Raw genomic sequence first — 12,332 nt, forward strand, 5'->3', positions numbered from 1 at the left:
GGTTTGCCTTTCAGACTTATTGCCTGTAAATTCAGTACACCAAAATCTTATCCATATGAGCGAAACAAAAAGCCAGGTAAGGAAAAACATTGCCGTTTACCTGTTCTTCACCGCATTACTTTGTACTCCCATTTATTATCTGATAGCCCAAACCGGCAACATGGCTTCCGGTGCTCCCGGCGTAACTTACACGCTGATGATCATGTGGTGCCCCGCCCTCGCCGCCATCCTCACCTGCTGGTTGCTGAAAATAAAACTCTCCACGCTCGGTTGGAAATGGGGACCGAAAAAATATCTCTGGTGGTCGTACCTCCTGCCCTTTCTCTATGCACTGGTGGCTTATCTCATCATCTGGATCAGCGGCAAGGGCGGATTCTACAACAAAGAAACCGTTGACAAAATCGCGAAAGGCTTCGGCTGGCACAACTTACCCGACGGGCTCGTAATTTTTTTATACTTAGTGTTGCTCGGTGCATTCGGTATGGCCAGATCATTATCTTCCGCGCTCGGTGAAGAGATCGGCTGGAGAGGATTTCTCACACCGCAACTCGCAAAGATCAGTTCCTATACCACTACCTCTTTGATCATGGGTGTAGTATGGTCGCTTTACCACTACCCGCTGATGATCTTCGCCAATTACAACAATGGCGCACCGGCCTGGTACTCGCTCACCTGCTTCACTGTAATGATCTTCGCCAGCTGTTTTATTTTCACCTGGTTCAGAATGAAGTCGGGCAGTTTATGGACTGGCGCCCTGTTGCACGCCAGCCACAATCTTTTCATTCAGTGGATTTTCACACCGTTGACTGTCGATACCGGCGACACAAAATATTACATCGATGAATTCGGCGCTATTCTTCCAGCCATTACTGTAATCGTTGCTGTGATATGCTGGTTGAAAAGAAAAGAACTGCCTATTTTTGCTGCATCATGACAATCGATAACTATTTCATTGCCGATCAGTTCTCGCTGCTTTCCAAAATCATGGACATTCATGGCGAGAACAGCTTCAAATCGAAAAGCTACTCTTCCGCTGCATTCACTATCGAAAAACTGCCGCAGCAACTGGCAGATGTACCCGCCGACAAACTCAGTAGCATCAAGGGTATCGGAGATTCTGCAGCGAAGAAGATCATAGAGATCCTGCAAACCGGCAGCCTTGCTGCATTGCAGGAGATCGTCGGCAAAACCCCTCCGGGTGTTATCGAAATGCTGAACATCAAAGGTCTCGGTCCTAAAAAGATTTCTACCGTATGGAAAGAGATGGGCGTTGAAACACTTGGTGAGTTGCTTTACGCCTGCAACGAAAACAGACTTACACTCTACAAAGGCTTCGGTGAGAAAACGCAGAAGAATGTACAGGATGCCATCGAGTTTTATTTCCGCAATCAGGGCAGCCATCTTTTCGGAGAGATCGAAGCATATGCACTGAGCATTCAGCAAACACTTACCAAACAGTTTCCGGACGAGCAGTTTGCGCATACAGGATCATTCCGCCGTCAACTGGAGATCATCGATGAGCTTGCCTGGGTAACCACTGCCAGCCACAGCGCATTACAGCCGTTTTTCGAGGCTAATAACTTTTCTACGTCAGAAAGTACAGATAATACACTGATCGTAAAAGGAGCGGAGAATGTGCCCTTAAAATTCTATCTCGCAGAATCGGAAAATTTCTACAGCACATTGTTCAGCACCAGCAGCAGTGAAGAATTCAGTCAGGCATGGCAGGCGATTCCCGGTGTATTGGAAAACGCAACATATCCTTTCGAATCCGAAGAAGCGATATTCGAAGGAGTGGACCTGCCTTTCATCGAGCCTGCACTCCGCGAATCAGCGGCCATATTGCAATCGACGGTCTCTGCAGAACTCATTCAGCCCGGTGATATCAAAGGCATCATTCACAGCCACAGCAAATGGAGCGACGGTTCCAACTCGCTCGAAGAAATGGCGAAAGCCTGCATTGCACTCGGCCATGAATACCTTGTGATCAGCGATCACAGCAAAAGCGCCTTCTACGCCAATGGTCTCAATGAAGAACGCATCCGCGAACAACACCGTGAGATCGATGAACTGAATGCCAAACTCGCGCCATTCAAAATATTCAAGAGCATCGAGTGCGATATCCTCAACGATGGTTCGCTCGATTACACCGACGATGTGCTGGCCACATTCGATCTCGTGATCGCATCCGTTCACTCCAATCTCAAAATGACGGAAGAGAAAGCCATGATGCGATTGCTCAACGCCATCAAAAATCCTTACACCACTATTCTCGGACATATGACGGGAAGACTGCTGCTCAGCCGCCCCGGTTACCCGGTAGATCATCAGCAGATAATCGATGCATGTGCAGCGCATCAGGTGGTGATAGAGATCAATGCGCACCCACGCCGCCTCGATATCGACTGGCGTTACATCGATGCCGCCATGAAGGCAAACGTGCTGCTCTCCGTAGATCCGGACGCACACACTATCGAAGGTTATGCCGATTGCAGATACGGCGTACTCGCCGCACAGAAAGGCGGGCTCATAAAAGCAATGAACCTGAGCAGCTTCTCACGCGCAGAACTGGAGCAGTATCTCGCAGACCGCAGGAAGAAATTCAACTTATAGCAATAAATTTTTGAGGTAACACTTACATGCAACCAGTCAATAATGCTGGTTGCATTTTTTTTGCGGCCATTAGTCAGCAGTACGCAGCAGCGGCAGCTTCACACAGAAAACTGTCCCCTCGCCTTCCACTGTCGTAAACCAGATATCGCCGCGAGCCTGTTCCACAATGCCCTTGCTCATGGCCAGTCCAAGCCCCGTGCCGGATGATTTTGTAGTGAAGTTTGGTGTGAAGATCTTCGATCTTGTTTGTTCAGGTATGCCCTCTCCATTGTCTTTTACACTGATGATGATATGATCGTCTTCCAGTCTCTCATCCATTCGTATCACGCGCAACTCCCTGTCTGCACTCGCTTCCAGCGCGTTCTGCATCAGATTGGTGAAGAGCCGGTTCAACTGCGTTTTGTCTGCGAACACCATCACTTTCGCCGGCACCTGATCCCAGCTGAAATCGAGGTTTTCTGTTGCCTGATACAAAGAAGAAAGCGAATACAGCAACTCATGCAGATCGAACACTTCATTCCGCGGATTGCCGATATTGGCGAACTGAGAAAAGTCCGAAGCGATCTTTGAAAGGTGATCTATCTGCTCAACCAGTGTACGGGCCACATTGGCCGTCATGGTTTTTACATCGGGAGAATTATTGTCGATGGCTTTCTGCAGATACTGAATGCTCAGCTTCATCGGCGTGAGCGGATTCTTGATCTCATGCGCAACCTGACGTGCCATCTGCCTCCAGGCGCCTTCGCGTTCGCTCTTGGCAAGTGTATCGGCACCCTCTTCGAGTTTCTGCACCATTTTGTTGTACTCCTTCACCAGTACGCCTATCTCATCATTGCGCTTCCACTCGATCTCCTGATTCACCTGGCGGAGATTGATGTCGCGCATCTTTTGTGTAATGATGGTAAAGCTCGATGTGATGCGGTTTGTGATGAATACCGCTATCGCACCTGCTATCAGAAAGATGAATGCATTCAGTGTAATGATGGTCACAAGGAAGTTGGAGATCTCCTGCTTCAGTTCACCCTGCGTACTGTACGATGGAATATTGAGATAAGCCACCGCATTACCATTCTCATCGCGTACCGGGCTGTAGATGCTGAGATAATTGATCTTGCCCACCTGCTCATCCGTTACTGTCTGCACCTGATGCAATGTGTGCAGCCGGAAGAATGCCAGCGGATTCATCTTCTCACTCAATACTCCCCGATAGTAGATATCCGCATTGGAACTCACTTTAAGATCGCCGAGCGTATCGTAGAGATTCACGTCCGTACCATGAATTTCGGAGATCTCAGACATGAGGTCTTTCATTTCATCGTTGAATCCCGGCTCATAGAGCATCACCCCATCATTGAACACGCTGTGGTTGATGATCTTCTTCTTCACCTCATTGCCCATGATCTGTATGGCCCGCGTAAGCCTGTCCTGATTATTTCTGTGATAACGGTTAACGAAATACAAAATGGTTGCAATACCGATCACCACAAAAGAAAGCAGGCTCACACTGATGATGGTGCTGTGTATCTGCGAACGGATACTCAGCTCCCACGACTTCCGCAATTCCGACCATTGCAGCCGGCTCCTGATCAGTATGCTCGTGATCCGGTACACCGCCAGCAGAAACAGGAAGGTACTGAACAGGTAAGCGAACAAAGTGATCGCTTCCATGAAAGAGCTGTTGCGCACAGCTATCACCACCACTTTATCGGGGCGGTTATGAAACCAAAGTTCTTCATAATCCCCCCGACTGATCACTTTGTATTCTTCCCGCGGAATATCGCGCGAAGACAGCTGTGTAGGGAATGCATAATCGTTATAATGACTGATCAGCCGCAGGCTGTCGTAGATCGCATAAGAATACAGATTGCTGTACTCCGGCAGCAACTCCCGCGTTTGCTTGAACAGCTCAGGAATCAATGCATCGGATTTGTATCGCTTGGGATCGGAGAGCACAAAGAAATACCCGACAGTGCTGTCATTCGCATCCACCACCTCTTTCCGGAAGATGTAGGAGAACTTATCGAACGAACGCTCGAAATAATGCAGATCAGGAATGCTCGTAGACTTTCCCTGGTTTTTGAAAATGGTATTGAGTGTATCGAAAGATCCCGCATCGGAATTGTACAGCGGTTCCGTGAGTGCGTTGAATGTAAATACCTTGGTATCGTACTTGTTGAGATAAGCTGTGAAATTGGTTTTTACGATACTGTCTTTCAGCATGGCATTGGTCTGCTGATCTTCGAAGCGCCGGAAGTTCGGCGCCAGGAAATTGTTATCGAGATAGGCCATGGCGATGCTCAGCAATCGTTCACTCGATGGATCTGCCTGCGAAATCAGCCGCTCCGCAAATCGCTGTCGCTGATCGAATTCAATCTTTCTGTTCTCATAAACAATCACGGCCGTGATGCTGGCAGAAAAGATCGCCAGCCAGAAAAGCACTTCCGAAATATTCAGTCTGAGATTGAGACCGGAGAAAATATTCAGTTGCATCAGCCACACAAACACCACCAGCCAGGGCAATACAAAAAGATTCAGTTCAACCATATTGTTGTTGCGATTGAAAGAGAGCAGCAACAGGCCGATAAATCCGGTGATGATGAAAGTGATATAGTTTCTGTCGCCCACCAGTATGCCAGCGAGCGTAAGCAGTATCTGCGACAAAAAGAAATAACTCAGTGCCAGTGTGGCCAGAATTATAAAGCCGATGAAACTGTATTGAGTAAGGCTGAAGAAATTGGTAACGTTGAATGATATCTGCGCATCTGCAATCAGGCTCTGGATAATGCCCGCGATTGTGAAAGTGAAGATCACCTGTCCGGCCAATACGAGGCAGAGCAGCAGCCAGTTCTTCCAGGATTCCTGATAAGCTCTTATCTGCGATACATCGAACCTTCGGTTGATGAACATGATTATCCAGGTAAAGAGCAGCGAATTGAGCAGCAGATCGCCGAGTGAACTAAGCACGAAACTCGATCCGTAGATCGATGGATCGAATAGCTCAAACTGCCGCAGATCGAGCACTCCGGGAAAATAGTAAGTACCCAGGCGCAGCAGTACGATGGTGCCGGCCAGAAAGAGTACGCCATACCAAAGTCCGTAATGTTCGCGGATTCGGTCTGCCACCTGATGCAGATAGAAGAATAACAGCACCACTCCTACCACCACCAGTATGATGGTCCAGATACTGTGTTGCTGTTGCTGATCGCTGGTTCGTTTCAGGTAGAAGAGAATATCGCCGTCTGCATCACGAACAGGGAAATCGGTTACGGAAGTGGAGAAGTCCACACGCCTGCCGGCATCGGGCACTCCTACAAACTCACGCGGCAGATTTTCGATTTCCACGAAGTAATTCGACAGGATAGGTATCAGCGCTTCAATAGACCATGCCTGTCCGTTTTCCAGTTTCACCAAATGAACATGATGGATATACACCCCGTTATTGAGGCGAAGCACCTGCGTGGTATCCTTATGTTGCGGAATGGCCGGAGGCGTTGCCACCTGCGAATTCCAGAATTCGAGAATAGGTTGGCTGTATGCCGGGCGGCGGAACATGAAGATGCCATAACCTCTTTTGGAGTCCAGCACTTCCTGCAATGTTGATTCGGAATAACGGCCTGATGCAAGCGAATTGATCAACGTACTGTTGTAGGAGAGCTTCATGAAATCGCGCTCCTTTTCGATTATCCGCTTTTCGATGGCGCGCGCATAATATTGTGCGGCCGTGGTATCGATCACATATTTATTGAGAATGAAGGCAACAGCAAACAATGCAATAGCCAACAGCAAATAGACATTCTTAATCAGCCATTGTTTTACCAGATGCTTCAAATGCCGCGGTTTTGTTTTTTAATGTGATCCCAGATGGCATCCATTTCGGCCAGTGTCATATCATTCAGGCTTTTGCCTTGTTCCATGGCTACTGCTTCCATTCTGGTAAAACGCGATATGAATTTCTTATTGGTCTTTTCAAGCGCATTTTCGGCATCGAGCTGCAAAAACCGTGCATAATTGACCAGACTGAACATCAGATCGCCAAATTCCTCCTCCATCTTTGCATGATCATTCAGACCGATGGCTTCTTTCAGCTCATTGGTTTCTTCTTCCACCTTTTCCCAGACCTGTTCTCTGGTATCCCATTCGAAGCCTACCTGTTTGGCTTTTTCCTGAATGCGGATGGCTTTCACCAACGCTGGCAATGCAGCAGGCACGCCGCTGAATACAGATTTCTTGCCTTCTTTCAGCTTCAGCTTCTCCCAGTTCTGCTTCACTTCTTCTTCGTCTTTCACAGTGATGTCTCCGTAAATATGCGGATGGCGGTGGATCAGTTTTTCGCTGATGCTGTTGAGCGCCTCTTCGAGTGTGAACTGGTTCTGCTCGGCGCCGATCTTCGCATAGAAGATCATGTGCAGCATCAGATCGCCGATCTCTTCTTTGATACCCTTCCAGTCTTTGTCGGTGATGGCATCGGCCAGTTCGTAAGTTTCTTCGATGGTGAGTTGACGAAGGGTTTGCTCCGTTTGTTTCCTGTCCCAGGGACATTTTTCTCTCAGATCATCCATTATGCGCACCAGCCTCATAAATGCATTGGCAACAGGTGAGTTTTCCATATCGTACAATTAATTAAATGCGGAAAATTGCAAAGAATAAAAATATGGCAAATAAGAACGCCAGTGATATGATGCAAAGCAAATTCAGTGTCAGGAATTTCAAAATGGTCTTTAACCGACCCTGTCCGTAAAATACCCGCATCGCTTTGTAAGCGTAGTAGAAGCCTGCGAGGAAAAGCAGCCCTACCACGGTTTCCAGCCAATCCAGATACTTCAGGTCGGACAATTCATTCAATCCTATCGCCACCAGAATGAAAATAAAGGTAAAGATGTACAAATGAATCAGAAACATCGCGTGATCTACATACAGAAAATTCTTTCTTCTGATATAAAGCAGTTTCAGAAACAGCGCATAGAGCGGCAATGAAACGAAGAGCAGATAAGGAAGTGTGTGGATGAACTTGTTGATCACAGCAATCCAGAATTCTTTCTTATCGGCAAATTTTTCGTGAATATGGATATTGCGGTATGCCACCTGCCTTGCCATCCAGCCATCTCTTTCATTGGCCGGAAGACTGGCCTGCACGGAATCGTAGACTGCTCTGCTGGCAAAGTACCTGTCGCTGAAAAATCCCCAGCCATCATCGTCTTCAATTTCCAGTCCGTGTTTCTTTTCTTTTGTTTTGGTTGAATCTTTTACGATCCTCTGTACCCGCATGATGGCGTTGTAGGCAGCTTCCACTTCCGCTGAATCCGCAGCATCCAGTTTTCTGTTTTTCAGAATCTGTTCTTTGGATTCTTCCCAGATCCTTTGCTGGGTAACATTCATCACCTCCGTGATCTTGTTATCCTTTTTATTGTTTTTCTCAAGGTTTACAATGGAAAAGAATACCAGAAAGAACAGTGCGGAAGTGAATACGTACATCCTGATGGGATGCAGGTAGCGTGCTCTCCTTCCTGAAATATATTCTTTGGACAGAAAACCAGGCTTAATGATCAGGTATTTGAGTGTGCTGAAGAATTTGCCGTCGAAATGCGTAATATCGGCAAAAAAGTGATGCACCAGACTAAATACCGTTTCGTGTGGCTCGATGTTTTCCTGCCCGCAGTTCTGGCAGAATCTCCCGATAAGGTCAGCGTTACAGTTAAGGCAGATTTTCTCGTGACGTTCTTTGGCGTGGGACACTTGTGGGTTATTTTTGGCTAAAAATAAGGAAACACACTATTTTACAGAAAATTTTGCACAACTGCACCATAACCGGGTCAGCCTGCGTTAATAACCGTATATGAAAGCACTCATTCTGATCGTTTTGGGAATCTTCAGTATCCACACGGGTTTCAGCCAGTATTTCTACAATGACATCATTGTAACCGGCGAAACCATGAACCGCAGGAAGCTGCTGGTACAGCAGAAAATTAATCATGTGCAGTTCGTAAGTTTGGATGGAAACGGCCAGCCGATCGATGGATTCAGCAGCGAGCAATCGGTTTTCGGCAATGGCAGCAGCATTGTTACCACCACCAAAACCACGCTCAACGGCAATACCCAGAGCAGTTCTGATTTCGATGCAAAAGGAAACCTGATCAGCACCACTGATACCACCGACGGCAACAAATCGCAGGTGAAATATTATTACAACCCGGCGGGCAAACTGAGCAGACTGATCAGCGTGAGCACATCCGCAGGCGGATTTTCCATGGAAGAGCAGCATATCTTTATCTGGAACAATAACCGCCCCGAAAAAATGCTGAAGATCAAAAACGGGAAAGACACTACCTATGTCAGCTTCGTAACAGACGAACAGGGCAATATTGCAGAAGAAAAAAGCATCAGCAACGGAAAGGAACTGCCCGCTGTTTACTATTATTACGATGATCAGCACCGACTCACAGATATTGTGCGTTACAACGAAAAAGCCAGACGCCTGCTGCCCGATTACATCTTCGAATACGATGCACAGGGCCGCGTATCCAGCATGCTGGTAACCACCGAAGGCACCGGCGACTACCAGAAATGGTATTACACCTACAACGAAAAAGGACTGAAGATAAAAGACGAATGTTTCTCCAAAACAAAAGTACTGATCGGTAAGATCGAGTATCAGTACAAGTAGCATCACCATGGTTTAGCTTCTGAATGCCCAACCCCTGATCACCGGAGAACTCCTGGCCAGGAACTGCATTTTACAGGTTAACCAAATCGATGCCGGATGATTGTCAATTCGTTCAAAACACTGCTTGCAATTGCATTGTGCTGCCTTACCGGAATTTCATTGCCGGCCCAGACAGCGAAGCCATCACTTAATCTTATCAGCCCGGAACTTACGTCACCGGATCAACGCTCAATTGAAAGAGACTTCTCTGCCACTGTTGCCAGATACCGGTTGGGACAAGCGAATTCAAAGAATACATCAACCGATTCTACGGTTCCTTTGCATCGCATCCCCATACTGCCCGGCGATTCGGCAAATGCAGCAGAGGATTCCATTATTCACAGCAGAAAGGCACTTTGGCTGATTTTCAGTCCTGAGATTGCCTATGTGCTCAGCAATGGAACTTCCACCGGAAAGGCGCTCATAGACAGCTCTGTGTACGATGCCTTCAATCTCCGTGTTGGCTGGCAGATACCCTCACCGGATACTTATTCGCAACTGTACAGGCACCAGATGCTGGGACTTGGATTTTACTACTCCAATTTCCACAACAAGAATTTCGGCAAGCCGATGGGACTCTACGGATGGTTCAATATTCCATTCAGGAGCTACAATCAGCAGAGCCGCTGGCGGTTTGGTTATTATGGAGCATTCGGCATTTCGTTCGGATTTAACCCATTCGACGAAGAGAACAATCCCAACAACAAGTATATCGGATCGCGCAATAACTGCTATGTGGCGATGTTCGCAAATGCGAGTTACATGCTGAGCAGGAACTGGATAATAATTGGTGCCGCTGGCTTCCGGCATTTTTCCAACAGCTCATTCACGCTGCCCAATGCGGGTATCAATATGTTGCCGGTAACCATATCCGTAGCGTATCGGGTAAATAAAGTGCAGATCAGAACCACGCAGGATTCCATCGCTCCCTTCAAGCCATTCTTTGTGGGCAATCTGTTGCTGGCGGCAGGAGAAAAACAATATATGATCGGAGGAACCAGGTATGTGAAAAGCACGTTCTCGGCACAGGCCATGTATCAGTTCAATTACAAGTACAGGGCGGGCATCGGGGCCGATCTCTTTTATGCCGCCGGAGGCGAGCAGCGCGACAGCACCCCAGGCAAATCGGATTTCAGCAAACAGTTCAGTATGGGTCTGACCGTTAACTGGGACTGGATACTACGTTCCAATCTCTACGTGCCCATGGGCATCGGGTTCTATCTCAAGAGAAACCCGTTCAACGACGAAAACCAGAAATACTACCTGCGGGTGGGGATCAGAACAAGGATTGCAAAGCATTATCTGGTGGGCATTACCGTAAAAGCCCACGGAGGCTCGGCAGATATGTTCGAATGGACGCTGGGTTATATGATCCACAAAGACCGGAACCGGTACAGGCGACTGATGTTCCTGTGATGGCTGCGCTCCGAAAGGCAGGCAATTTGATTTAACGCATCATTCACTAAAATGCCGGTGCCGGCGCTACCGGAACTGAAAAAACCTGACTACCTTGGTTATCCTGTATGTTATTTAACTGCCTGTAAGTTCCAGTCGAACACCCCTTCGGAAGAATGTACTATCATTCTTCACAGCATTCGTAAAAAACTGATTATTTAACCTGATTCATTCTAACCATGAGTGGGCGGAGCTGCCTGCGGGTTGGAGAGTATAGCTAAGAAAACTTCCATAAAGGCAAAAGCCGCTCAAGAAAGAGCGGCTTTTTATTTTTCAAACACTACAGCATCGGGCTCAACACCCATTTGCTCCAGTGCGCCAGTTACATCTTTGATCATTTTATCCGGACCGCAAACATAAAAACGTTTGCTGAGATTCGTAGCATTGGAATCGAGAAAAGCTTTGTTGATGTAGCCATGCTCATATCCCGGCGTATCGTTCTTGGTCAGAATAAAATGGGCATCACTTCCCAGAATATCGTACAATTCTTTTTCAAGAATCACATCGAAAGCCGTTTTGTTGGAAAAGAACAACACATTGCCTGCTGTTTGTCCATCCCGTTTCAGTTGCCGCAGAATAGCGATGAATGGCGTGATGCCTGCTCCTCCTGCAATGAAATACCCTGGTCCGTTGTACTCGATTGCTCCCCACACATCCCGGATGATCAGTTGATCGCCGGGTACCAGCTGATGAATCTTATCTGTAACCCCTTTGTGATCGGAATACCGCTTGATGGTGAATTCAAGTGTTGGCTCATCATTCAGCGAAGTGAAGGTGAATGGCCGCCGCTCATCCTCCCATCCCGGCTTGTTCACAGATACTTCTGTGGCCTGCCCCGGATTGAAGCGGTAACCCTGTGGTTTCCTGAAACGGAAGCTCTTCACATCATGGGTCACCTCTTTGATGGACAATATCTCAACGATATGCTTTTCCATAGAGACTAGTAGCAAGCTACTGATTTTTTTGATTCCATCACCCACAATATTGGTTATATTGTAAAACAAAATCTGCAAATGAGAAAGCTGTTGCTGTTACTGCTGATTGCGCTGATTGCCATTCAGTTCATCCGCCCCGAAAAAAATATTTCTACAACAGTTTCCCCTACGGATATTGCTAACAAGTACACCGTTCCGGCAGAGGTAGCCGCAGTACTCAAGCGGAGTTGCAACGACTGCCATTCCAATAACACCAACTATCCATGGTACAGCAATATCCAGCCCCTCACCTGGTGGCTGAACGATCATATCAAAGATGGCAAGCGCCACCTCAACTTCTCCAATTTCACCGCCTACTCTTACAAAAGGCAGGATCATAAACTCGAAGAAGTGACCGAAAGCATCGAAAAACACGAAATGCCCCTGCCCTCCTACACCAGCATGCATGCCGAAGCCAAACTCAGTGAGGCAGATAAAAAACTACTCGCCAGCTGGGTTACCGCCGTACGTACCGAAATAAGAAAGGATACTACCCTGCCGGCATTAAAGTAAATGTTTAAACAACAATTTTTGTCCCCAGTACATTCAATGTGGTAAGAACTGCCTAAAAATCACCGGACACCCTCCGG

General features: G+C 47.4%; 9 protein-coding genes. 5 read left to right on the top strand and 4 right to left on the bottom strand.

What is annotated here, in order from left to right:
• Window positions 1–55 precede the first annotated feature (55 nt).
• Together HHL16_RS14330 and HHL16_RS14335 are read left to right on the top strand one after the other, a co-directional pair.
• The gene (locus HHL16_RS14330; RefSeq protein WP_169425874.1) at window positions 56–934 is read left to right on the top strand and encodes a type II CAAX endopeptidase family protein; all 879 of its coding nucleotides are present in this window, start codon (window positions 56–58) and stop codon (window positions 932–934) included.
• On the top strand, window positions 931–2,613 hold the full coding sequence (locus HHL16_RS14335) for a DNA polymerase/3'-5' exonuclease PolX (RefSeq protein ID WP_169425875.1): 1,683 nt from the start codon (window positions 931–933) through the stop codon (window positions 2,611–2,613). Before HHL16_RS14330 ends, HHL16_RS14335 begins: the two co-directional genes overlap by 4 nt.
• A gap of 69 nt (window positions 2,614–2,682) precedes the next feature.
• On the opposite strand, the gene HHL16_RS14340 is transcribed toward HHL16_RS14335, so the two are convergent.
• From HHL16_RS14340 to HHL16_RS14350, 3 genes are read right to left on the bottom strand one after another with little or no spacing between them, the layout of a single operon-like run.
• Window positions 2,683–6,441: a HAMP domain-containing sensor histidine kinase gene (locus HHL16_RS14340; protein ID WP_169425876.1), complete on the bottom strand. Its 3,759-nt coding sequence runs from the start codon at window positions 6,439–6,441 to the stop codon at window positions 2,683–2,685.
• Complete coding sequence (mazG, locus tag HHL16_RS14345) at window positions 6,438–7,220, bottom strand: nucleoside triphosphate pyrophosphohydrolase (RefSeq protein ID WP_169425877.1); 783 nt, start codon at window positions 7,218–7,220, stop codon at window positions 6,438–6,440. Before mazG ends, HHL16_RS14340 begins: the two co-directional genes overlap by 4 nt.
• A gap of 13 nt (window positions 7,221–7,233) precedes the next feature.
• On the bottom strand, window positions 7,234–8,346 hold the full coding sequence (locus HHL16_RS14350) for a DUF3667 domain-containing protein (protein WP_169425878.1): 1,113 nt from the start codon (window positions 8,344–8,346) through the stop codon (window positions 7,234–7,236).
• 100 nt (window positions 8,347–8,446) lie between these two features.
• Here HHL16_RS14350 and HHL16_RS14355 point away from each other — a divergent pair, with 100 nt between their 5' ends.
• Together HHL16_RS14355 and HHL16_RS14360 are read left to right on the top strand one after the other, a co-directional pair.
• Window positions 8,447–9,274, top strand: a complete 828-nt coding sequence (locus HHL16_RS14355; RefSeq protein WP_169425879.1) for a hypothetical protein — start codon at window positions 8,447–8,449, stop codon at window positions 9,272–9,274.
• A gap of 96 nt (window positions 9,275–9,370) precedes the next feature.
• Entirely contained in the window at window positions 9,371–10,729 is a 1,359-nt protein-coding gene (locus HHL16_RS14360) for a hypothetical protein (RefSeq protein ID WP_169425880.1), read from the top strand.
• 305 nt (window positions 10,730–11,034) lie between these two features.
• On the opposite strand, the gene HHL16_RS14365 is transcribed toward HHL16_RS14360, so the two are convergent.
• Window positions 11,035–11,703 (bottom strand): FAD-binding oxidoreductase, encoded by a 669-nt coding sequence (locus tag HHL16_RS14365; RefSeq protein ID WP_169425881.1) that lies wholly within the window; start codon window positions 11,701–11,703, stop codon window positions 11,035–11,037.
• Window positions 11,704–11,781: 78 nt separating this feature from the next.
• On the opposite strand from HHL16_RS14365, the gene HHL16_RS14370 reads away from it, so the two are divergent.
• Complete coding sequence (locus HHL16_RS14370) at window positions 11,782–12,255, top strand: heme-binding domain-containing protein (RefSeq protein ID WP_169425882.1); 474 nt, start codon at window positions 11,782–11,784, stop codon at window positions 12,253–12,255.
• Window positions 12,256–12,332 lie beyond the last annotated feature (77 nt).

This window comes from Pseudoflavitalea sp. G-6-1-2 (assembly GCF_012927185.1).
Lineage (GTDB): Bacteria > Bacteroidota > Bacteroidia > Chitinophagales > Chitinophagaceae > Pseudobacter.